The organism is Microbacterium sp. AC215 (assembly GCF_979258645.1).
Genome location: NZ_OZ409869.1, coordinates 26,487 through 47,180, shown reverse-complemented (window position 1 = coordinate 47,180; position 20,694 = coordinate 26,487). Strand labels below are relative to the sequence as shown.

General features: G+C 66.7%; 34 protein-coding genes and 1 tRNA gene. 6 read left to right on the top strand and 29 right to left on the bottom strand.

All coding sequences use genetic code 11. The annotated features are described in order from the left end of the window. From ACZZZF_RS00295 to ACZZZF_RS00160, 28 genes are all read right to left on the bottom strand, one after another. A complete protein-coding gene (locus ACZZZF_RS00295; protein WP_463496593.1) occupies window positions 1-2,151 on the bottom strand; it encodes a phage portal protein in 2,151 nt (716 codons plus the stop codon). Between the two features lie 13 nt (window positions 2,152-2,164). After that, window positions 2,165-2,374 (bottom strand): LSm family protein, encoded by a 210-nt coding sequence (locus tag ACZZZF_RS00290; protein WP_463496591.1) that lies wholly within the window; start codon window positions 2,372-2,374, stop codon window positions 2,165-2,167. Between the two features lie 14 nt (window positions 2,375-2,388). Further along, the gene (locus tag ACZZZF_RS00285) at window positions 2,389-3,969 is read right to left on the bottom strand and encodes a hypothetical protein (protein ID WP_463496589.1); all 1,581 of its coding nucleotides are present in this window, start codon (window positions 3,967-3,969) and stop codon (window positions 2,389-2,391) included. Between the two features lie 76 nt (window positions 3,970-4,045). Continuing rightward, window positions 4,046-4,597: a terminase small subunit gene (locus ACZZZF_RS00280; protein WP_463496588.1), complete on the bottom strand. Its 552-nt coding sequence runs from the start codon at window positions 4,595-4,597 to the stop codon at window positions 4,046-4,048. 462 nt (window positions 4,598-5,059) lie between these two features. Beyond that, the gene (locus ACZZZF_RS00275; protein ID WP_463496586.1) at window positions 5,060-5,365 is read right to left on the bottom strand and encodes an HNH endonuclease signature motif containing protein; all 306 of its coding nucleotides are present in this window, start codon (window positions 5,363-5,365) and stop codon (window positions 5,060-5,062) included. Window positions 5,366-5,636: 271 nt separating this feature from the next. Next, window positions 5,637-6,197 carry a hypothetical protein gene (locus tag ACZZZF_RS00270; protein ID WP_463496585.1) on the bottom strand — a complete coding sequence of 187 codons (561 nt, stop codon included), beginning with the start codon at window positions 6,195-6,197 and terminating at the stop codon, window positions 5,637-5,639. A gap of 13 nt (window positions 6,198-6,210) precedes the next feature. Then, on the bottom strand, window positions 6,211-6,510 hold the full coding sequence (locus tag ACZZZF_RS00265; RefSeq protein ID WP_463496584.1) for a hypothetical protein: 300 nt from the start codon (window positions 6,508-6,510) through the stop codon (window positions 6,211-6,213). A 194-nt stretch (window positions 6,511-6,704) separates the two neighbouring features. After that, entirely contained in the window at window positions 6,705-7,076 is a 372-nt protein-coding gene (locus ACZZZF_RS00260) for a hypothetical protein (RefSeq protein WP_463496582.1), read from the bottom strand. Then, on the bottom strand, window positions 7,073-7,546 hold the full coding sequence (locus tag ACZZZF_RS00255; protein WP_463496581.1) for a hypothetical protein: 474 nt from the start codon (window positions 7,544-7,546) through the stop codon (window positions 7,073-7,075). The genes ACZZZF_RS00260 and ACZZZF_RS00255 overlap by 4 nt, the downstream gene beginning before the upstream one ends. A 32-nt stretch (window positions 7,547-7,578) precedes the next feature. Further along, entirely contained in the window at window positions 7,579-7,785 is a 207-nt protein-coding gene (locus ACZZZF_RS00250) for a hypothetical protein (protein WP_463496580.1), read from the bottom strand. Then, window positions 7,782-8,723: a hypothetical protein gene (locus ACZZZF_RS00245; protein WP_463496578.1), complete on the bottom strand. Its 942-nt coding sequence runs from the start codon at window positions 8,721-8,723 to the stop codon at window positions 7,782-7,784. Before ACZZZF_RS00245 ends, ACZZZF_RS00250 begins: the two co-directional genes overlap by 4 nt. Further along, entirely contained in the window at window positions 8,716-9,036 is a 321-nt protein-coding gene (locus ACZZZF_RS00240; RefSeq protein ID WP_463496577.1) for a hypothetical protein, read from the bottom strand. The genes ACZZZF_RS00245 and ACZZZF_RS00240 overlap by 8 nt, the downstream gene beginning before the upstream one ends. A 25-nt stretch (window positions 9,037-9,061) precedes the next feature. Beyond that, on the bottom strand, window positions 9,062-9,532 hold the full coding sequence (locus tag ACZZZF_RS00235; protein WP_463496575.1) for a single-stranded DNA-binding protein: 471 nt from the start codon (window positions 9,530-9,532) through the stop codon (window positions 9,062-9,064). Then, window positions 9,532-10,083 (bottom strand): hypothetical protein, encoded by a 552-nt coding sequence (locus ACZZZF_RS00230; protein ID WP_463496574.1) that lies wholly within the window; start codon window positions 10,081-10,083, stop codon window positions 9,532-9,534. Before ACZZZF_RS00230 ends, ACZZZF_RS00235 begins: the two co-directional genes overlap by 1 nt. Further along, window positions 10,080-10,412 carry a hypothetical protein gene (locus tag ACZZZF_RS00225; protein WP_463496572.1) on the bottom strand — a complete coding sequence of 111 codons (333 nt, stop codon included), beginning with the start codon at window positions 10,410-10,412 and terminating at the stop codon, window positions 10,080-10,082. The genes ACZZZF_RS00230 and ACZZZF_RS00225 overlap by 4 nt, the downstream gene beginning before the upstream one ends. Then, window positions 10,399-11,022, bottom strand: a complete 624-nt coding sequence (locus ACZZZF_RS00220) for a hypothetical protein (RefSeq protein WP_463496570.1) — start codon at window positions 11,020-11,022, stop codon at window positions 10,399-10,401. The genes ACZZZF_RS00225 and ACZZZF_RS00220 overlap by 14 nt, the downstream gene beginning before the upstream one ends. Window positions 11,023-11,343: 321 nt before the next feature. Then, the gene (locus ACZZZF_RS00215; protein WP_463496568.1) at window positions 11,344-11,598 is read right to left on the bottom strand and encodes a hypothetical protein; all 255 of its coding nucleotides are present in this window, start codon (window positions 11,596-11,598) and stop codon (window positions 11,344-11,346) included. Then, window positions 11,595-11,897, bottom strand: coding sequence for a hypothetical protein (locus ACZZZF_RS00210; protein ID WP_463496566.1), 303 nt, complete (start codon window positions 11,895-11,897; stop codon window positions 11,595-11,597). The genes ACZZZF_RS00215 and ACZZZF_RS00210 overlap by 4 nt, the downstream gene beginning before the upstream one ends. After that, window positions 11,894-12,298, bottom strand: coding sequence for an HNH endonuclease (locus ACZZZF_RS00205; protein ID WP_463496565.1), 405 nt, complete (start codon window positions 12,296-12,298; stop codon window positions 11,894-11,896). The genes ACZZZF_RS00210 and ACZZZF_RS00205 overlap by 4 nt, the downstream gene beginning before the upstream one ends. Then, on the bottom strand, window positions 12,295-12,729 hold the full coding sequence (locus ACZZZF_RS00200; protein ID WP_463496563.1) for a hypothetical protein: 435 nt from the start codon (window positions 12,727-12,729) through the stop codon (window positions 12,295-12,297). Before ACZZZF_RS00200 ends, ACZZZF_RS00205 begins: the two co-directional genes overlap by 4 nt. Continuing rightward, window positions 12,726-13,421: a hypothetical protein gene (locus tag ACZZZF_RS00195; protein ID WP_463496562.1), complete on the bottom strand. Its 696-nt coding sequence runs from the start codon at window positions 13,419-13,421 to the stop codon at window positions 12,726-12,728. Before ACZZZF_RS00195 ends, ACZZZF_RS00200 begins: the two co-directional genes overlap by 4 nt. Beyond that, a complete protein-coding gene (locus ACZZZF_RS00190; RefSeq protein ID WP_463496560.1) occupies window positions 13,418-14,386 on the bottom strand; it encodes a YqaJ viral recombinase family protein in 969 nt (322 codons plus the stop codon). Before ACZZZF_RS00190 ends, ACZZZF_RS00195 begins: the two co-directional genes overlap by 4 nt. Beyond that, on the bottom strand, window positions 14,383-14,742 hold the full coding sequence (locus tag ACZZZF_RS00185) for a DUF6085 family protein (protein ID WP_042540807.1): 360 nt from the start codon (window positions 14,740-14,742) through the stop codon (window positions 14,383-14,385). Before ACZZZF_RS00185 ends, ACZZZF_RS00190 begins: the two co-directional genes overlap by 4 nt. After that, window positions 14,739-15,050 carry a hypothetical protein gene (locus ACZZZF_RS00180; protein WP_463496558.1) on the bottom strand — a complete coding sequence of 104 codons (312 nt, stop codon included), beginning with the start codon at window positions 15,048-15,050 and terminating at the stop codon, window positions 14,739-14,741. The genes ACZZZF_RS00185 and ACZZZF_RS00180 overlap by 4 nt, the downstream gene beginning before the upstream one ends. A gap of 66 nt (window positions 15,051-15,116) precedes the next feature. Continuing rightward, on the bottom strand, window positions 15,117-15,872 hold the full coding sequence (locus ACZZZF_RS00175) for a phage antirepressor (protein WP_463496556.1): 756 nt from the start codon (window positions 15,870-15,872) through the stop codon (window positions 15,117-15,119). Further along, window positions 15,869-16,198, bottom strand: a complete 330-nt coding sequence (locus ACZZZF_RS00170) for a hypothetical protein (protein ID WP_463496554.1) — start codon at window positions 16,196-16,198, stop codon at window positions 15,869-15,871. Before ACZZZF_RS00170 ends, ACZZZF_RS00175 begins: the two co-directional genes overlap by 4 nt. 167 nt (window positions 16,199-16,365) lie before the next feature. Next, on the bottom strand, window positions 16,366-16,647 hold the full coding sequence (locus ACZZZF_RS00165) for a hypothetical protein (RefSeq protein ID WP_463496552.1): 282 nt from the start codon (window positions 16,645-16,647) through the stop codon (window positions 16,366-16,368). Beyond that, window positions 16,644-16,919: a helix-turn-helix domain-containing protein gene (locus tag ACZZZF_RS00160; RefSeq protein WP_153302222.1), complete on the bottom strand. Its 276-nt coding sequence runs from the start codon at window positions 16,917-16,919 to the stop codon at window positions 16,644-16,646. The genes ACZZZF_RS00165 and ACZZZF_RS00160 overlap by 4 nt, the downstream gene beginning before the upstream one ends. Window positions 16,920-16,995: 76 nt before the next feature. Here ACZZZF_RS00160 and ACZZZF_RS00155 point away from each other — a divergent pair, with 76 nt between their 5' ends. The 3 genes from ACZZZF_RS00155 to ACZZZF_RS00145 are packed head-to-tail and all read left to right on the top strand — an operon-like array spanning window position 16,996 to window position 19,092. Then, window positions 16,996-17,319 (top strand): hypothetical protein, encoded by a 324-nt coding sequence (locus ACZZZF_RS00155; RefSeq protein ID WP_463496550.1) that lies wholly within the window; start codon window positions 16,996-16,998, stop codon window positions 17,317-17,319. 25 nt (window positions 17,320-17,344) lie between these two features. Continuing rightward, the gene (locus ACZZZF_RS00150; protein ID WP_463496548.1) at window positions 17,345-17,782 is read left to right on the top strand and encodes an ImmA/IrrE family metallo-endopeptidase; all 438 of its coding nucleotides are present in this window, start codon (window positions 17,345-17,347) and stop codon (window positions 17,780-17,782) included. Then, on the top strand, window positions 17,782-19,092 hold the full coding sequence (locus ACZZZF_RS00145) for a tyrosine-type recombinase/integrase (protein ID WP_463496546.1): 1,311 nt from the start codon (window positions 17,782-17,784) through the stop codon (window positions 19,090-19,092). Before ACZZZF_RS00150 ends, ACZZZF_RS00145 begins: the two co-directional genes overlap by 1 nt. Before the next feature lie 114 nt (window positions 19,093-19,206). Here ACZZZF_RS00145 and ACZZZF_RS00140 read toward each other — a convergent pair. Then, window positions 19,207-19,283, bottom strand: a tRNA-Pro gene (locus tag ACZZZF_RS00140). A gap of 118 nt (window positions 19,284-19,401) precedes the next feature. Here ACZZZF_RS00140 and ACZZZF_RS00135 point away from each other — a divergent pair. From ACZZZF_RS00135 to ACZZZF_RS00125, 3 genes are read left to right on the top strand one after another with little or no spacing between them, the layout of a single operon-like run. Beyond that, complete coding sequence (locus tag ACZZZF_RS00135; protein WP_463496544.1) at window positions 19,402-19,986, top strand: GNAT family N-acetyltransferase; 585 nt, start codon at window positions 19,402-19,404, stop codon at window positions 19,984-19,986. Beyond that, on the top strand, window positions 19,983-20,180 hold the full coding sequence (locus tag ACZZZF_RS00130; RefSeq protein ID WP_053096832.1) for a helix-hairpin-helix domain-containing protein: 198 nt from the start codon (window positions 19,983-19,985) through the stop codon (window positions 20,178-20,180). Before ACZZZF_RS00135 ends, ACZZZF_RS00130 begins: the two co-directional genes overlap by 4 nt. A gap of 20 nt (window positions 20,181-20,200) precedes the next feature. After that, entirely contained in the window at window positions 20,201-20,656 is a 456-nt protein-coding gene (locus ACZZZF_RS00125) for a hypothetical protein (RefSeq protein ID WP_053096834.1), read from the top strand. The last annotated feature ends 38 nt before the right edge of the window (window positions 20,657-20,694 follow it).

Below are 20,694 nucleotides of genomic sequence, written 5' to 3'. Positions count from 1 at the left end.
CTACTCGAACTTGATATCGACGTCGCAGGAACACCCGGCGACCTCGTCGACGTCGAGCGCCGAGCTGTCGCCCGGCCACTTGGCGCCATTGCTGAACACGGAATCGATCGGCACCGTCTCGCCCGACATCTGGGCGTGCGAGGCGCGCGGGTTGCTGGACGTGACGATCCACGTCTTCGTCGCCCCGCGGGAACCGCGCACCTGCTTGACGGCTTCGACGCATGCAAAGCCGGCGAGCGACGTTGCGAGGGTCTGACCGCCCTGCTGTGCGCGGGCCGACTTGGCGACCTCGAAGACCTGATCGACAGCGCTGGGCCCGTCGTCAGAGTCAAGCGCTGCGACGATCGACGCTTCGGTCGCCGCGTTGATGCTCTTCGCGTTGGACGTCGAGACCGTGCGCATCCACGCCACGGTCTTGTCGACGTCGTACTCGTCAGGGTCCACGCCGAGCTGCTCGAGCTGCTTGCGAGCGACGTCGACCGTGATCGACGACGACAACGCCAGGAGAGTGTCGCCGAGCTCCCGGTTCCACCGTTCGCCATCCCACCACTCGGCCGCCTTCGCGCCGAGCGCGGAACGCACCGAGCGCTCCTGCCGGGCGAAGAAGTCCGAGAGCACCTGAGTCGCCTTCGCGATCTGAGGCTCTGTCGCGCGTGCCTTCGCACGCGGGACTGGACGCACCCACCGGCTGGCCTTGAGATCGTCGACCGCTTCCTGGTCGACGTTCTCCGGTTCCTGCGGGCGCTGCACGGTGACGGGCAGCAGCCCGAGGTGCTTGATCGGATCCAGGCCGACAGCGACGAGCGCCTCGACCGGGTCGAAGCCCGAGCGGATCAGCGTCGCCGCGGCGTTCACGAGGGTCTGAATCTCGTCTGCGGTGAGCGCATCAGAGGTCGTCGCCTCGAGCTCGGGCAGCGAACCGCCACCCGATCCCGCCGACACCTGATCGGTGGGAGAGGCGAGGCCGCCGACGAGCACGTTCAGCGGCACGACGAGATCGTCGGCGCCTTCGATGCGCGGCATGTTGACCTTCGCGCGTGCCTCGTTCCGGGTGAGGAACGGTGCGCCGACGGACGTCTGAAGCTGCGACACCTGCTCTTCGAACGAGCCGCGCAGCTTCTCCATCATGTTGAACTCGTTGTAGAGGTCGTCGGCGTCGCCGAAGTCCGGCAGGATCTGCAGCGCGATCTCCTGCTGCACCTCCTGCAGGATCGGCCCGAGGGTGTCCTGGTAGAGCATCTTGTGCTGCTCTTCGATGTTGCCGAACGTCGCGTGATCGAGAATGCCGACCATGGGCGGCGGGATGAAGTACGCCGCGGCAGCCTCCTCGCGGGAGAGCTTGCGCGCTTCGATGTACTGCATGTCCTTCGCCGAGTGACCGGCGGACACGAACGTCATGCCGTCCTCGAGGATCGGCGTGCCGCCACCCTCGGTCGCGGTCTGCCCGGCGTACTGAGAACGCCACCCCGTAGCGAATCGCGCACGCGCTGGATCCGTCCATGCGGGCGCATCCTTCGGACGCTGGATGTACCCGCCGATGCGGGCGCCGTTGCGCATGGCCTGCTCGCGCATCTGCCCTGCGGCGTACTCCTCCGACAGCACGCGACGAAGAGACTCGATCGGCGAGAGCCCGTAGCGCTCGTCCTCGGGGTTGTAGCCCCGGAAGTAGACGACGTCCTTTGCGTCCAGAGTCGTCGTTCCGCGGTTGCCCTTGATCTCGAACCGTGTCGGCGCGAGCCAGTTGTCGTCGTCCTTGATCGTCCACAGGCGCGGCGGGATCCGCACCAGCATCGACCGTCCGTCCTGGAACGTCTTCACCCACAGTGCACGGTCGTAGATGCCGCGGTCTGCGATGAGAGAGAAGATCAGCCGGTATCCGGTCGTGTAGGGGTTCGGTGCGCGCATCATCTTCGCGAATGGGTGATCGGTGACGCGCTCGCGGTCCGAGTCGTCCAGGCGGCGGAACGTGTGCAGCGAGAGCTGCGCGACGTTTCGGGCGAGGAAGTCGACGACCGTGCGCACCGACGGCTGCTGCCGGTAGATCGCGGAATAGTCCTGCGACAGGTTGTCACTGATGCGCAGCGCTGTCGGCGCCTGATAGGTCGGCTTCTGAACGGCGAGGAGCTTGCCCTCGGAGACGGTGAAAACCATCGTGGCCCCTCCCCTACGGCGCCTGCACGAACAGCACCTGCGCGCGGTCGATGACGGTGTCGCCATCGAGTGCGGCCGGTTCCGCGCCAGGCTCGAAGTACGTCGCGTTCTTCAGGACGATCAGATTCCCTGGATCGCGGTACAGCACGCCCGAGATGGACGATCCGTCGGTGAGGTTCACGATCACGGTTCGGTGCAGCAGCACCTTGCGGAATGCGCCCATGTCAGCACCTCTCGTCAGACGACCATGAGGTCGTTGCTCTCGTAGGCCGATGCCGAAGGCGGCGCCGGGTTCGTCTGCAGCAGGCCGACCGCGGCGATGAACGCCAGCAGCGGCGAGGCATCCGCCGGGGATGCCTTGCGGTCGATGACCCAGCCGTCACCGACAGGCTTGATCTGCGCGGTCGACGCTGCGACATCGAGCACAGGCTGCGCGCCGTGCGAGATGCGGACGCGATCGCGGAACTCGTCCTCGGTTTCGCCCTTCGGCGACTCGTCGGTCGCGGCCTTGCGGATCATGTCGTAGACGGCGCCGTGCCATCCGGCGAGCTTGTCCTCGCCCCACGGCGTGACCTCGATGCCGGCGTCTTCGAACTCGCCCCACATCGACGAGATCGGTGCGCCGCGTCGCTGGAATGCCACGTGTGTCGGCGCGATCTTCCTCGCCGGAGACAGCAGCCATGGCAGCACCCAGTCGGGACCGGCGCGCTGCGCGACGATCTCGCCGCGGATGCGTCCCTCGGTGTCCCAGAACGCGAGCGCGATGTAGACCATCGTGCGGTCGTGCGACATATCGATGCCGTAGCAGGCAGGGCGATCGAGATCGCGGGTCACCTCGCGCTCGGCGCGGTCGTTCTTCGCGTCGAGGGTCGCGGCCCATGAGCCGGTCGGGAAGGGCCCGGTTCCGAGCATGTTCACGAACTGGCACATCACCTCGGTACGGAACACCCATTCGGGGTCCGTCGAAGCGGCTGCGGCGATCGAGCGCAGGTCGATGGTGTAGCCGAGCGAGGGGTTTGCCTCGGCCCAGCCTTCGCGATCCCACACGCCGCGGCCGGGCGCCGATGACCATTCGAAGATGCCGAGAGAGTCGTCGACCTCGGTCGTCTCGTCCTGTGAGTCCCCGAGCTTGTCGAGGTCGTCCATGCCGTCCTTGCCGTCCGGCCAGCCGAGCGCGCGGTGCGCGAGCGAGCGGAGACGACGGAGAACCACGGATGCCATGTCGCCGGCGTTAGAGGCGGCCCAGATCTGTGCGAGCTTGCGGGCCATCGTGGTCTTGGTGACCGCGCCCCACGCCTGCCAGTTCTGATGTTCGCGCAGCTCGTCGAGCAGCACGAGGTCACCAGAGAGGCCACGGCCGCCACGACGCGATGCCGCTGCGACCTTGTACCGCTCGCCCGAGTCGAGGCGCAGCGCCTTCTTGCCGTTCGTGCGGTCGACATGCTCGATGAGCTCGGCGAGCTCGGGGATGCCCTCGGCGATCTCGACGGCGCCGGCCCACTGCTCCTCGGCGATGTCGAGCGACTGCGCCGTGCCGATGACGAGCGGTGCACCCTCAGCGAACATGCGCCACAGGGCGAGCACCTGCATCAGTGTCGACTTGCCGTTCTGGCGAGCGACGAGCAGCAGGATGGTCTTGAAACGGTAGGTGCCGTCCGGGTTCAGCTCGAGAGCCCGGATCAGCAGCGCGCGCTGCCACGGCAGCAGCGTGATCTCGAGGATGTCCTCGGCGAACTCGATGCAGGCGAACCCCTTCGACGTCGCCGGGGTGAGCTCACGCAGAGGCGGCGTGCAGATGCGCGGCTCGGTGCATCCCACGCGCCGACGGAAAGACTCGGAGCGCGTCGGTCCACCGACGGCCTTGAGGTATGCGGCGCCCGGCCCCTTGGTCGCGCTACGCCGAACGGCCCGCGCGGAGGGCGGTGAGCTTAGCCTTCTTGCCACCTTCGCCCCCGTCCTTCACCCCGAGCGCCTTCCGGCCGGTCGGAGTGAGGCCGAGCTGATCGCAGTATTTGAGGTACGCCGAGATCGAGACGTTGTCGTTCTGCGGCACAGTCGGGCGAGCGCCCTTCGTCTCGGCGGCATCTTCGAGCGCCCAGTCGACGATCTGATCCCACGCGTCGATCTTCCGCGCGAGCGCGCGCAGCGCTTCGACCGCGCCGGCATCCATGTCGGTCAGGATCTTCGACGCGGCGTCGAGCGACTTCTCGGTCGCGGCGACCATGTCGACCGCGTCACGGGTCGTGACGATCGAGGGCAGCACGCCCTCGATCAGCTTCTCGCGCATCTCGGGCGTCAGCGACGACGCCTCCATGATGCGGTCGGCGACGACACCTCGAGCAGCATCCGGCGAGCGCGGTGTCACGATGGCAACAGGGTCGATGTCGAGGTTCTTCGCCTCCATCAATCCGGACGCTTTCGTGGCGGCCATGACGATCACTCGCATCGGGGATACTCCTTTACCGCGCGCGACCCCCTCCTCACGGTGCGGGGGAGAGAGATCACTGCCGGAGAAGTGGCCTCGGTCGTCAGTCTGTAGAGATTGGGACGCCCTTACCCCGGGGAGCGACGGGCACAGGTGCACTTGTCGTTTGAGACTGGCTGGAGGCCACAGTCCCCGTCGCTCCATCTGCGTCACCCGGGACGGCTGGCGATGCTGTCTCGACCGGTGCGTCGGCCGGGGCTGGTGCTTGCGGCTTCACTGCGGTCTTATGTGCAGGCTTGCGAGTGACCTTCGTCGAGGGCTCCGACTCGGCGGGCTTGCGACCATGCCAGCGTGCACCGTCCCCCGTCACCTCGTAGTGACCGTCACCTGCGGGCGTGGTGAACGTCTCCGCGTTGACATGCACCTCGACAGTCGTGCCCTTCAGCGGGCCGCCACCGATCGCGATCTTGCGCATGCTGTCCATCAGAACTCCTCGCTCGTCTCGCCCATCGTGGGCTTACCTTCACCGGCCTGCTTCGACCGGTTGCATCGCGTGTGCGATGGCTGACAGTTCGTGGGATCGAGGAGCATCTCAGGCTTCCCCATGGCAAGGCATCGCTTCCGGCTGATCTTGTGATCGAGCTCGAAGCTGTTCGACGCGTTCCGCGGGCCGTCGTATTCGATGTCAGCCTGACCGCACAGCGCGCACGCGGCGTTGCGTGCGCGCCACTCAGACTTGAGCGTCGACCGCAGATCCTTGTACGCACGCGAATGGATGACGTCAGACACGATCGCCTCTCGCGAGAAGACTGCGCCCCGCCTGCCCATCACCGCTCGAGTTTGCGCATCATGCGACCTGAGACGAGGCCGCTATCCCTTCTCCGATCCCCGAGCGAGTCGGGCGTTACGCGGAGGTGGAGGGGTCATGGCGGCAGGAGCGGTCGCTCTGCAGAGGGTTGTGAGCGTGTGGCGGCGGGGCGCACCCAGACATGACGAAAGCCCCGCCGACTAGTAGGGCGAGGCTTCGGTCATGGTTCAGGTGCAAGCACAGCTTAACACGTCACCTGGACATGTTTGACACTTTTCTTCCGACGATCAGTTCGCGGGCCCTTTCCTGGGTTCCCCCAAACAGCTCAGTAAACCGATCCCGGTATGCAATCCAGCGCAGAAAATCCTCGTCGACATCGGGATCCAGGGCTACTGACACGATGTCGTGCCACCAGTTCCGCTGATGCTTCTCGAGGCGGGCGAGCCAGTCCGCGAGTTCCGGATCTGTCGCAACAAGGCGGGCGTTTGAGAGTTCTCGCTGGACTCTCTCACGAGCGGTAGCTGTCTGCTTCGCTTCATCCATGCCAGGAAAGACCTTCGTTGCCCAATGATGCAGCTCGCCCTTCCCAATCTGTGAAGTGGCCACAATCGACATGGGTGAAACGCTGTCGATCCAGTTTCGCGAGGCGGTGATCAGGTCCACCATCGACGTTCTCAGGAGGTCGCGTTCCTGATCGGCACGCTGCCTGTCTCGCAGCTTGTTGGTGAAGTGTCCGGCTATCCACGCGCCAACCACCGCAGCGAGCAGAGTACCGATTACGCCCGCGATACCTACGACTGCCGTCTCACTCATGATCGGTATCCTCTCAGGTCTGATCGGCACGCTGCGCCTCGGCCGCGTTCTTCCTGCCAACTCGGAGCAGTGCGTCGACCGCGGCGACCGCCCGAGACACCATCTGCTGATGCTCGATCCGCCCGCCGATCTCCTCACCGACCTCGCTGTCCATGAGCTGCTCGAGCTCGGTCACGGCCGACTGCGGGACGTCAAGGCCCACGACGACGCGGTACTGCCCATCGGCGAACTGATCCCCGGCCATCAGGAACAGCTCGTCGCGCTTCGGAATCGGCGAACGCACCACGCGACCCCACTCACCTGAGAGCTTCACTGGCCTCACCCTGCCTGTCCGACGGCGCCGCACTTGACGGTGAGCACCTGGGTGCCGTTGCCATACGCCTGCACCCGTTGAGGTAGCGGTTTCCGGCGCATATGAGCATGAAGTCGTTGTCGACGATCCGTTCCTCGAGCACCTCGCCCGATGCGGGGTCACTCACGGTGACCTTGATTGGGTCGCTCATCGCTCTACCTGCCCCTCTTCGGTTGGCCGTCACCGGCATAGTTGTGGAGCGTGCGTATCCCCAGCGGATTGCGGCTGCCGTTGTGCAGATCGTTCGCAGCGGTTTGCTGCTGAATCTGGAAGTCGATCGGCATCCCGGTGCGTGCGGCGAGGTATTCGCCGATCGCGAGCCCGAGGAACTCCCGGAGAGGGGTGTCGACCACCTCGACGAGACGCGCATATGTCTCGTCATCGAGGATCAGGCGCACGTCCACGTCTCGGTAGTCCTGTCGAGTGGCCGCGGTCCCGACGAGGAACGGTGCCTCATCGAACGCTTCCGCGATCGGCCGGCATGCCTCGTCGAGCAGGAACATCTGCCGCGGGCTGAATGCGCTCATCGCACACCCCCAGCAGCACGCAGATCGGCACGGGCGGCTTCGACGAGGTTCACCACGCCGTCCACCAGGCATCCCTCGTCGCCGTCTTCGGATGCCGTGTACGGTCCGTCGTGCCGCGCTTCGTTCTGACGCGCAAGGTCTGCGCGGATCGCCTTTGCCGCGATCATCACCGTCGCTTCGGACGGCTCGCCCTGCGTCTCGGACAGACTGGCTGACCTAGCTAGCCACTCCTGGCATGAGAGGCACCCACACAGGCGCGCTGCCTGGTCTTGATAGCGCCGGAGATGCGCACTCAACCCGCGGCCCCCGACGAGCGGGGTGTGCACCTTCTCGGCATCACGCAGAGCGAGCACGAGGTTCTTGATCAGCGCCTCGGTGGTGACTGGTGCGCTCAGAATTTCCGATTGGCCCCAGTTGCGAGCTTGCTCGATCAGCTTCGCCTTGCCGGTCGGAGCGGGCGCCCCGGTCATGCCTTCAGAATGAATATCCATCGGTTAATTCCCTATCTGTGCATGTTCTTGCGAGGGCGGCCGCGGCGCGACCGCATCTTCTTCTCCGTGGCGAGAACGTCCGCGGCACGGAATCGGCCGGCCAGCGGCTTCAGGTCGCCGGACTCCACCCACCGGCGGATGCGGCGCTCAGCAGACGCGAGCGCCGCCTCACCCTGAATGCGCTGTGCAGCCTCCGTGAGAGTCAGCCAGGTCTTCATGCCGCCTCACCCCGCTTCGCCGCCGCGACGGCGAGCACGTCGTCCTGCCAGTAGCGGCCGAGCTGCGGCTCGAGCAGCTCCTGCGTCACCCAGTTGCGGACCGTGCCCGGTGTGCGCTGCACGAGGCGCGCAGCGTCCACGAGGGTCAGCCAGCGCGAGTCGTGCGGTCGGACCTCCGGCGGCGCCGACTCAGCGAACACGGACGCCCACAGGCCGCCGTCGTCCTTCGAGTTCGCCTCCCAGTCGCAGTCCGACGTCGTGCACCGGTACCGCGACGGCCGACCGTTGCGACCAGGCTGCACCCGCACGGCCATCAGGTCGCACTTCGGGCATGCCGCCTGCGCCCACCGAGGCTCATCCTCGAGCGGCCACCGCATCGACGCATCCGCGACCGACCACACCTCAGGTGCGTCGCCGTTCGGCGTGCACACGCCCTCCCACAGTGCCTCGATCTGATGCGAGTCGTTCGCGAGCACGTCGAGGTCTTCGAGGATCACGTCAGCGGCGAGCTGCACCACATCGTGAGCCTCGTCAGCCATCGCGCCCGCCGAGAGCCCCGCGCCGGGCCGGTCCTCTCCGGCGACGTGATTCGCCCACATGTTCAGCGTCGTCGTGATGTCGTTCGATGCGTCGATGAGGTCGGCGGCCACGGGTGCCGGGATCTCGATCGACGACGACTGCACCCGGATCCGGTCGTACGCTGCGGCCTTCGTCGGGTCCGCGATCGAACGCAGGTGACCGACGAGATCCGCAGCGTCCTCGATGTGACGACGCAGACGGCGGTAGCAGCGCTCGCAGAGCATCACGCCGTCGCGCGCCTCGACCTGCACGCACCCAGGGCACGGGGTCTCTCCCTTGTAGTCCGGGCCGCTGTGCGCGCACGCGGCGTAATGATCACCGCGGACCGTGCACCCACGGATGCAGTAGCGATCAGACATAGATCACCTCGACCGCGGCTGGCATCCCGGCGAGGAGGGCATCGGCCGCAGCGTTCGCCGCCTGATTCCGCCGCGCCGTGCCCACGTTCGGCAGCTGCGCCAACGCGATCAGGTTCGCGATGCGCTGCTGTTCGACCTGCGCTGCACGTCCCTGGCGGTACTCCCGCGCCCAATCGCCTTCCTTCTCTGCCGGATTCTCCTCAGCCACGGTCAACACCACCTCCACCGCGGTTTCGGCGAGGCGAAGGACGTGACGCGGGAATTCGGCCTCGCTCATCGGTCCCATGCCGCCGTCGTACGCCTCATCGGTCAACGCATCGGCGACCTTCGTGACGAGCTCAGAACGGTGTGTCGTCGGCATTGCCCCATCCCCCATCCGTAGGCGGCTCAGACGGCGCCCACCGCTCTTCCTGCGCCGGAGCGGATGCCGCCGGCCGCTGCTGACCGTTCGACGCGGCACGAGTGACTTGTGCTGTCGCGTAGCGGAGGCTCGGACCGATCTCGTCGACCTCCAACTCGATCGCCGTCCGCTGATTGCCCTCACGGTCCTGATACGAACGCTGGCGGAGACGACCCTGAGCCATCACCCGCATGCCCTTCGTCAGGCTGCCGGCGACGTGCTCGGCGAACTCACGCCAGCACGAGGCCCGGAGGAACAGCGGGTCGCCGTCCTTCCACTCGCCGTCCTTCATCGACCGGGGCGTGCTCGCGATCGTGAAGTTCGCCACCGGGAGGCCGTTCTGCGTGTAGCGCAGCTCCGGGTCCGCCGTCAGATTACCGACGACGGTGATCACGGTCTCGCCAGCCATCAGCTGCGCACCTTCGCGTCGAGTGCATCGATCATCTTGAGCGTGACCGCGGCAACCTGGACGAGCTCGGCCCGCAGCTCGCGGGTTCCGTTCTCAGCAGCGGCCTCGAATACCTCTTCCCGGAGGATCTGCCACCAGGTCACTGTGCCGTCGCCGCCCTCGTTCTCCGAGTGCGCCTTCGTGTCGAGTGTTGCGACCGACGCGATCTCCTCCGCATCCATGTGAGGGTGCAGGCCGGTGGCGCCGTCGAGAGTGGCGATCGTTGCGAGCGGGTGCTCGTCGGCACCCGTTCCCATCGGAAGGTGACGCTGCTCACCATGCTTCTCGATCGATCGCGTGGCCTCAGCGAGGATCTCTGCCAGCACCGGGCCGAAGCGCTGATCGGTGCGGACGGCGTCGATGTCGACGTACCCGGCGAGGATCAGCCCCTCTGCCTGGCGAACCAACGTCGTCTTCTGTGTCTGGGAGCTCGCACCCTTCCGGAGCTCACCGGCGACGGCGTCGCGGATCTCCATGAACTCCCCGACCGGAATCTGTGTGTCCTTGCTCATGCTGTCTTCCTCTCGTGGTCGTGGATGCCTCCACGGGTGAATCTGTTCGCAGGTAGGTGAGCGGCTCGGCGCACGACACGTACGCGGGCTACGAACTCGCCGGTCTTTCCGGCGATCGCTGCGTCGGTGAATCCGGAGCGCACGAGCTGCACGATCCGTTCTTCGACGGTTGCCGGTGCGGTGAGATCGGTGATCGCGGCGACGAGGATGTCCTCAACCGACACGCCCCGGTCGTCGGCGATGGTCGCCAGGCGGCCCCAGATCGCCTCGGGAACGAACACCGCACGCCCTCGCGTCACCGGCCCATTCAGTTGCTCAGAACGGCTCATCACTCCACCCCTCTCCCTGTCTCATGTCCCAGCGACGAATGTCGAGGAAGTGCTTGTTGCGTAGCCGTGCGTTCTGGCAGGCGATGCAGGGTTCCAGCACTCCCCCGGGATGGTCTTCGCAGAAGGGGTTCGGTGGGAGCACTTCTCGCGACATGCGGGCTGACGGAGTCTCGCCCTCGCTCGCACGCTCGCTCTCCCGCGCACCCTCGCTCTCGCTCTCCCGCTCGCTCCCTCTCTCCCCCGCCAGGAGTGACTCGCGAGCCTCTCGCGAGCGCCTCGCGAATGGTGGCGGCTCCGGCAGCTCGGACTTCGTCGGCCGGTCGATGCGCCCCCAGTGCGTGAACACGTACAGCGAGACGCCCCGGTCCTCGTACAGCGTCAGCACATCCGCCTCGGCCAGCTCGAGCAGGTGATCCACCAGCACGGACTCCGTCACGTCGGACTGCTCCGGATACACGTCGGCGAGGATCTGCCTCAACTCGACGCGGCCGCGGCCGTGGTCGTCGGCATGCATCCGAAGACCCTCGGCGGTCGCTCTCAGCGCCGGCGAGAGTCGACGGATCTGCCGGAACGCCTCGACCGTCATCGTTCTTGGTCTGCTCAGCGTCATGGCGGATCGTGCCCCTCAGGATTGCGTCTACTGCTGCCGGGAGTTCGTCGAGCGGAATCCGGTAGCACTCGGTGTACCCGCGGCCGCGGCGCAGGATGATCTCGGAATCGTCGGCTGTGGCGAAGGCGCGCGGCCAGGTCTTCGCGAGCTCGCGGAGCGCGTACGGCTCCCACCCGGCCGGACTATCGCGCATCATCATCAGCACCTCGCCACCGGTGTCGACCATGTGACGGATGCGAGAGTCGCGCCACATGATGCCGACCTTCAGCACCTGCTCGGCAGGCCAGTACACGGCGTACACCGTGCCGATCGTGGGCCGCTTCATCGCGTCCTCGCCTTCTTCGCGGGCGTCATGTCGCCGCGACGCTGCCGGTGCAGTTCTGTGGTCTTCGAGCAGAGGCCGAAGCCGTCGAGACGATTCACGATCTGCCCGCACAGGCGGCACTGCGGCTTGCCCTCGTGGATCATGTCGACGATGCGGAGACGCTCGAGGGCGACGGCGCGGTTCGGGGTCCATTCCTTCTCCTCGACCGTCGCGAGCGAGTGGGCGATGTTCGCCTCGAGGATCGCGCTCATGCGGCGTCCTCGATGAGTTCGGCCTCGCGCTGTTGCTGCCACTTCCGCTCGAACATCGCGAACGTGATCCGCGGGTGCTTCTCCCAGTGCTCGATGAGCTCCTCAGATGCGTACGCGCGGGCTCGGGTCTCGTTCCCCATGAAGAGGGTGAACGGGTCGATCTTCTTCTCGCGGCCGCGGGCGTTCAGCATCGCGCCGTTCGTCGCCTCCTCAGCCGCGTTGAACTGCGCATAGAGGGTGTCGTCGTACTCGGCACGGCACTCGCGCCACGCGTTGAATGCCTCGCTGACGATGCTCATGCCGCGGTCCTTGTGCGCCATTGCATCCACTGGTCGCCGTACACCGAGCAGCCCATTTCCATCGCCACGGCCGTTGAGATCCGAATGCGGATGGTCCCCTCGAGCCGATACCAGGTGAGCTCGTGTGCGACGTAGACCGGCACGCGCTCGGGGCACGTGACCCACTTGCGGACTTTCCACCCGCTGGCGAGCGCCTGCGTCTGCATCTCGTGTTCGCAGCCCTCGTTGCAGATCGAGCAGAGCGTCAGCCCGTCGATCGGCGGCGGCGGGATCTTCGAGCCGCCCATCTGGACCGCTCGGCGATGCTGGAACGTGAGCGCCTCGGGGCGGCCGCACGCGGCACACCTGTACCCATCGCGGAGGTAGACCGCTTGGCGCGTTGCCTCAGTCGGCTTGCTCATCGGTGCTCCCCTCGGAAGTTCGCGTTCAGCGAGCGCAGGATCTCGATGTCCTCGCTCAGGGTCTTGCGCATCTCGCGCGCGTACTCGAGAGCGAGCTCGGCGACATCGATCGCCTCCCATGCCTTCAGCACTTCGGCATCGCTCTCGGCGACGAGGCGGCGAGTCTCGGCGTCTCGGCCCGCAGCGGTCTGGCGGGCGTAGCCGCGGGCGACGATCAGGTTCCGCTTCGCGTCCTTCACAGCCTTCGAGCGAGCGGCGAGCACGGCGGGCGCGTGAGCGATCATGGCCCGCGCCTTCAGCAGCGCACCCGCGCACTGCACCGGTGTCGGGAACAGGCCGAGGAGCTCGTCCTCGTCCAGTGCGGCGAGATCCAGCGGCACGAGCTCGACGCCGCCCTCGGCGACCGTCCCGGTCGCGTCATCGACAATCATCGACGGCCGCCTTTCTTGCGGGCGTTCGCGCGACGAGCGGCGCGATTCGCCGGCGGCAGGTGATCACGCGTCTCGGGACGCGCCGGCTTCTCAGCCGGTGCCGCCTCGTCGGGCGTCGGCGGGAGATCGATCGGAAGATCCCACGCATCAGCGGCGGCTTTCCGCAGCTGCTCGCCGAGGGCGATCTCGCGGGCGACGGTCATCACGCGGTGCTGCTTCATCTCGACGTGCAGAGCGTTCACGGCGTCGGCCGTCGTGGCTGCGAGGATCTCGGCATCCCAGTCCCGCGCCGTCTCGGTGACGGTCTTGGGTGAGGGCAGCTGCTCGTCGGGCTCACGGCGGTCGCCGATCGCGTCACGGAACGCACGGCGCAGTGCGGCGCGCACAACGTAGGCGCCGAACAGCTTCATCGGCTTCGCGAGCCAGAGCGACCGCCAACTCTCCTCGGCAGGGAACGCCTCATCCCAGGCGACATAGACCTCGGTGGGGATGCCGTCGCGGTGAACAGTGACGCGTGCGACCTTCGGCGGCTCGTCGCCGATCCAGAACGGCGCCCACGGGCTGCCGAGGAGCACGGCCTCACCGGATGAGAACTCCGGCGCTTCGATGCGGACTGCGGCGCCCGTGCCGATCGCCAGGCTCTCGTACTCGGCGAGGGTCTGCGCGACGTCGTCGATGTTCGGGGTGCTCATGCTGCGTCCTTCGATGCGTAGATGTTGAGGCGGGTTGACGTCTTCGGCGTGGAGTAGAGGACGGCAGCTGCAGCTTCCGCTGCAGCGACCCGTGTGCGCAGCTGCAGGTACTCGGCGTATGACTCGGGCTCGGCATCTGCCCATGCGGCCTCGTCGAGCACCTCGGCCGTCGACTTCGCGAACGTGAAGTGCGCACGCAGCCCGGCACCCTTCGCGCCGTCGTCGTCGGACTGCTCCTCTGCGAACGGGCGGATCACCGCGAGCGCGGCCTTTTCGTCGCGCTCGGCCGCCGACTTGCGTTCACGGGCGGAAGCCCAAACCGCGAGCGCGGCGTCGACCTCGACCGGCAGGTCATCGGCGACCGGGGCCCCGGCTTCACGCCAGGCCATGAACTTCTCGGCCTCTCGGATGAGCCGCGCGATGCGCTTCTCATCGCGGGCCACCCACAGGTATCTCGGTGCGGCGAGCGTGGGCGTTCCGTCTTCACCCATGACTTCCCAGACATACAGCCAGCGGTCGAAGCCGGTGACGGCCATACCGCCCTGCATCTGGTCGTAGTGGTCGGCCGGGATGTCGTCGCGGTCGCCCCACTCGTGATCGTGGGACTTGACCTCGACGCCGAAGTCTTCACCGAGCCCGTCCGGTGTGGCGAGCAGCCACGGCAGGTCGAGGTGGCCGAGGAGCGCGATGTTCGCGTTGCACGGCTCGAGCGTCACGCCCGCCCAGCTGACGAGGAAGTCCTCGCGCTCGTGGCCGCGGCGCGTGTGCGCGTTGCCGGTGAACTTCGCCCCGTTGAGCTTGTCCTGCAGGATGCGCTGGTGCGTGCCGCGTCCGCCTTGGGCGATGTCGTGCAGCTCGGATGCCGTCGTGCCGGCGGCGCGTGCCGCGAGGCCCTCTTCCGATCCGAGCGAGTCGTCGGCGACGACCCGGAAGGGGAGGCTGATCGAAGTCTCGGTGATGGTCATGGCTGGTCCTTCACGGGGATGAGGTCGAACGAGTGGGAGTCGGTGGCGACGACCTTGTATCGGCCGTCCTCGAGCGGTTCACCGGCGGCGATGTGCGCGTGCACCTCGCAGTCGAAGAGGTCGTCGGTGAGGCGCTCGGCGAGCGGGTGCTGCAGGGTGAACGTGTCGCCCTCGGCGCGCACGATGTGGTCGTGGCCGCCGGTGACGTCGACGAGCACGGCGATCGCGACGGCGGCTGCGTCCTCGGCGATCTCGCGGCGGTCGCGCGGTGCGACGTAGCGTTTCTTGTTCGCGGCCATCTGCTTGCGGATGCCCTCGGCGACGAGTGCGGTGATGACGTCGAGTGACTGGCTCACGACTTCCCTCCCCGCACGAACGCGGCGACGAAGACGCCGAGGCTGATCACGACGCCGAGGTCGGCGCCGTTGAACCCAGTGCTCGGGTCAGCTGCGGGCGGCCCGCAGACGGCCGCACCGAGGAGCGCGACGACCACGAGCGCCATGCGCCACGGCGCGAGCGGCCATAGAGTGCGGCGGTCGGTGGCGATCGGGCCGACGATCGCCGGCTCGGTGCGCTCGATGACGCTGACGTGCATGTCTGAGGTCATCGGGACGAACTCGTCCACCGGTTCGACGTTCTCGTCGATATCCTGTGTCTGAGGCATGTGCTTGCCTTTCGTTTTGAGTGGGGCGCCCGGTGCAACGGGCGCCCCGCTTTCGTATGTGTGGGGTCAGGTAGTGAGTGCGCCCGCGCCGAGGCGGACGCGTAGGCGTTCGATGCCGCGAGGCGTGATGCGCACCTGCGGAACGGCGGGCACGAGATCGCCGGTGTCGCGATCGCGGTACGGCGGCATCGCGCGGACCTTGAGATATCCGGCGTCGACCGTCTTCGCGTATGGCGTCCACCGCTGCTTCTCGCCGCGGTAGATCCAGCCGAGCTGGTGGAGCGTCTCGAACAGGCGCTGCGGACCGGTCTCAATGCCGGCGCGGGAGAGCATCGGGGCGACGTCGCGGATCGCATAGTCGGTTCCGGCGTCGGCGATCTCGTCCCATGCCTCAGCGCGCGGTGCGAGCTCGGCGATCTGCTCGTCCTTGCGAGCGATGATGCCCTGCGCCTGCATGACCGCGCGGGCCATGAACTGCTCCGGAGTCTCGGGGGCGAAGAAGGCGCCGGTGCGGCGGATGCTCGGCAGCACCTCGTGCGTCACCCAGCGCTTGAACGCCTTCGCACCGGGGACGCGAGAGCGGAGGATCGCGGAGAACAGTCCGGCTTCGGAGATCACGGCGATCTGCTGCCGGCCGCCGGGGGTCTGCACAATCTGCAGACCCTTCTCGTCGTCGTCGAGTGTGCGGGTGATTGCGGATGCTTCGGAGTAGCCGAGGAGGAAGGCGACGTCGGCGGCGATGAACCACGGCTCGCCGTCGCGGATGTCGACACGCAGCGGCACTTGAAGGTCGCCGAACGCGAACGTCTCGAGCGCGCTCATGATGCGAGCTCCCCGACGTCGCGAAGGTGCGCGGCGATCTCTGCGCGCGCGATCTGCAGGGAAGCTTCGCGGGCGGTGACCGTGCGGCCCTCGGCGTTCTCCGCGGTGCCGTACCTTTCGAGGTCTTCTCCGCGCCATCCACAGATGCACGCAGCGCGCAGCTGCCGTCCGCGGATCTCGCCCTCAACGATCGCCCGGTGCTTGCGGCCGACGCCGTCCAGGCGGTCGAGACGCGACACCGCGTTCGGGTGCGTGTCGTCGATCTCCTGGATAAGTCCGTCGCGCAGACGCGAGTGTCTCGGCGTGGTCGGGGCAGCCGTCCCCACGGCGCCCCGACCCGCCTGGCCCGATACCCCAGCGGGCACCCGGTCCCCAGACCGGGAGTTGGTGTCGACGCTCAGCGTCGTAGGCTCTGCCACATGACCATGACGCGCGAGGAGCGGATCACCGCTGCGGCCATCATCATGCGGGACGCTATCGAGGAGATGCTCGCTCACGAGGCGGCCTCGGCTTCACGGCAGGCAGCGAACCACGAGACGACGTCGGTGCGCGAGTAGCGGATCAGGCTAGAACCGGGGATCTTGTGCCATGCCGGCCCCGTCTCCCCGTCACGCTCACGAGCAATTCGCCAGCGCTCGAGCGTCTTCATGCTCACCTCGAGGATCTCGGCGAGCACCTTCGGCGACATGATCATCGGCATCTGCTCGAAGCCGACGCACGTCGCTTCAGCCTGAGCCTCGGCTTCAGCCTCCCCCGGGAAGGCAATGATGCTCATGATGCAACCGCCACATCAGATGCCGCGATCCTGCGCTCAGCACGCGCGATGATCGCAGACGCGGTCGTTCCCAGTTCGGCGGCCACCGCCGCGAGAAGGGACGGCGTGAAGGGGGCGTGTCCATTGACACGCGACGACAATGTCGCGCGCCGGATTCCGAGCTTCTCTGCGATCCCCTTGACCGATACCGTTCGACTACGTGCGATCTCAGAACGCACTTCTGCGGCTACACCGGCGTCGAGTCCGGTGAACCCAATTCGGTTCATGTCCATAGACTCAGGGTGAACCGATCTCGGTTCAATGTCAAGTTCGCTAGACCAAGTGAACCGAAATGGGTACACTCGCCAGGTGGCTAAAAACTTGCTCCCCATGGACGCGCTGATCGCCGGTTACCTGCTCGAGGCCATTCAGGCCTCCGGCCTCACCTATAGGCAGATCGCTTCCGACACCGGGATGTCGATCAATCGGATCGGCATCATTCTGCGACAGGAGTCCCCGCCGGCGACGCTCGGCGAGATCGGCCTCCTCGGTTCTGCCGTGGGTCTCTCAGCATCCGAGCTCGTCGAGCGAGCAGAGAATGTCGCACGCCAGCGACAGGATTACGAACTGGTCGCGAACGAATCCATCAACGAGTTCCCCGAAGGCAACGACGCGGACTACGACCACGCATAACCATGCTCAACCGAGGGGGTCCCGCATGGACATCTGGAACCTGGCAGCCGATCTAGGGCTGACCGTCCGCGAACGCCGCGGCGTGCACCGCAGTGGCTACGCACCTGACGCGAATCACATCGACCTGACGCCTGGCATGCGAGGTCGCGTTCTCCGGGGCGTCATGTGCCATGAGATTGCGCACCACGTGCTCGGGCACCGTCCCACCGACTTCGGACTGATCCGGAAGCGGCAGGAAGCCGCGGCGAACGTGTGGGCTGCGCAGACGCTGATCACGCCCGCGGCATACGCGGAGGCGGAGCAACACCACAACGGACATGTCACGTCGATCGCGATCGCACTCAACGTCCCCGACGAGCTCGTCGTCGTCTTCCGGAGCCTGCTGCTGCGCACCGACGGCGCCGTCTACGTCGATCCCCGCATGGGCGCCGGACAGTTCACCCACCGCATCGAGGTCGGCTAATGGCGAAAGCCTGGATCACCGACCGGTGGGTGAAGGATGCGAAGGTGACGATGCCCGACGGCACCGCCACCAAGATCAGTCCAACGAGCGCGCAGATGAAGTCGCTCAAGACCCTCCCCGAGCACTTCCGAACCGCAAAGTTCGGCAAAGGCTCGCGATGGGAAGCCGGATGGTACGACCCGGACGGGATCCAGAAGAAGCGGCTCTTCGCCCGACGCAGCGATGCAGAATCTTTCGTCGCCGGCATTGAGGACGACATACGCTCCGACCGCTACATCGACCCCTCCGCGCGCGAGCGCACATTCTCGGCCGCGGCCGAGGCATGGCTCGCTTCAAAGAACCGCATCAAGGACTCGAGCTGGCGCCGCTACCGACGAGAGCTCGACAACTACGTGCTGCCACGGTGGGGCTCTCGCGCCGTCGGCAGCATCACGCGACCCCAGATCGACGAATGGATCTCTGAGCTGCGCGCCGGCACAGCAGTGTTCGAGTTCGACAAGAACAATCACCTCACAGGCAGCGGCCGCAAGCCCGTGCAGATGAGTGCCGCTTACCTGCGACACGTCGTCGGCGCGACGTTCGGCGGGGCGCTCCGCTACGCCGTCGCCGAGCAGTGGATCGGGCGCAACCCGCTCGCGAAGGTGGAGTTTCCTCGCGATGAGGGCGACATCGAAAACGACCTCCCCTCGCTGACGTACGTCCAGCTCGACGTCCTGGCATCCGCCGTGGCTACGATCGCCCGACGCCCCATCGACGGCGTGCTGTTCAACGTCCTCGCGCACAGCGGGCCGCGAATCGGCGAAGCGACTGCGCTGAAGATCAAGGATCTCGACCTGGAGAACAAGCGCGCCCGTATCCACCGCACCTGGACGACCGATCGCACGGGGATCCGCAAGCTCGGCCCGGTGAAGACGTGGGAGAAGCGCTGGCTTCCCCTCGCGGACTTCGTCGTCGAGGGCCTGCGCGAGATCATCGCCGGTCGCGAGACGGATGACTTCGTCTTCGTAACGGTTCGAGGCGCGGCGGTCGACGGCGGGAACTGGTACAACCGTGTCTGGCTCAAGGCGCGGCGGGCCGTGCGATCCGCCTCCGAGTACTCCGTGCACGATCTTCGGCACGTCGCGGCGACGAACGCGATCGCGGCTGGCGCAGACGTGAAGCTCGTGCAGCTGATGCTCGGCCACAAGGATGCAACCGAGACCCTGAATACCTACTCGCACCTCTGGCCGAACCGTGTTGACGAGGTGATCGACGCTGTAGAACGGCGGCGCGCGGAGGCTCTCGGCCTCGGGCAGCTGCGCGCGATCTGAGCGCATCGCTGTTTCCCATGTGAGACGCATGTGAGACGGGCGCCATTCCACCCGAATCCGGGCATGAAAAAAGCCCCGGAGTTCCGCGTATTTCTGCGGTTCTCCGGGGCTTTGTGGTCGGGCTGACAGGATTTGAACCTGCGACCCCTTGACCCCCAGTCAAGTGCGCTACCAAGCTGCGCCACAGCCCGTTGTTCTGCACTCTCGCGCAGGCAACTCCCCTATCTTAGCCCCACTCGACGGAACTCCGCGAACCGGGTGAGCGCCGGGCGTTGCGAGGTGTCGGAGCCCCGGCGTACGGTCGCATCCATGGTGACGATCACGACCGAGGTGGCGACCAGCGCCCGATGGGATGACGTTCAGCATGCACTGACGGGCGGCGGCGACGGTGCCAGCTGCCAGTGCATGTGGCCGATGCTGAGGAACAAGGAGTGGAATGAGACCACCACGCCGCAACGCACAGAGATGTTGCACGATGAGATCCAGGCGGGCCCTCCACCTGGTCTGATCGCATACATCGACGGCGAGGCCGCGGGGTGGATCAGGATCGGTCCGCGAACCCTGCAGCAGCGGGTGCCGCGCACGCGCATGATCGCGGCGGCATCAACCGAACCCTTCGATGACGAGTCCGTATGGGCCGTGACATGTTTCGTGGTCCGTCGCGAACACCGCGGCTTGGGCATCACCCTCGAGCTGCTGCGCGCCGCCGTCGATCTCGCTCGACGCTCCGGCGCCAGACTGGTCGAGGGGTACCCCGTCGACACCCGTGGCGAGAAGAAGCGCACCAACGATCTGTTCCACGGCACGCTCGCCACGTTCCTGGCGGCGGGGTTCGAAGAACGCGCGGAGATGAAGCGCGGCCGAACCCTGGTCGCACTGGATCTGTCGTCATGAACGAAGAGACGGACCTACCGGCGTCCATGGGCAAGGTCGCACGACGAGGGCTCGCGCTCCACGGGTTCACGCGTCTCGACCAGTTCGACGGCGCGTCCGAGACGGCGCTGCTCGCCATCCACGGAGTCGGGCCCAAGGCCATTCGCATCCTGCGCGAGCACCTCGAGTCCCGCGGCTCGACTCTCGGGCCGTGAGCGAGCGCTAGCGTGGTGACATGAGCGACGAGAACCCGACCATCGAAGATCCCGAACTGGGCACCCTCACGCGCGCCACGACCGAGCTGTCCGACGGAACGGTACTGACCCATGACTGGTATGCAGGCGGCACGGTCGTCGCCGGCGCCCCTCTCGATCTCATGATCGAGGGCACCGATGCCGATGAGGCTGCCGCACTGCTCCCCCATGTGCATCAGACCATAGCCGCCCTCGGCGTCCTGCGACGACTGGCGACGGATGCGGTCGTCGCCGCCTTCAGCAATGCGGCCCCGGAGCAGCACGAGCTCGACGACGCGGCGACCGACCTCACCCTCGAGACGCTCGAAGCTTCGTCCGATGGCACGGTCGTGCTCCATTTCATCGACACCTGCGGCCAGCACTTCCCCGAGGGCTACTGGCCCGCCGTGCACCTCGGTGCCGACGGTCAGATCACCCAGGTCACGGTCGAATCCTGAGCGAGGCTGACCGCGTTCGATCCCGCCCTACGATGGTG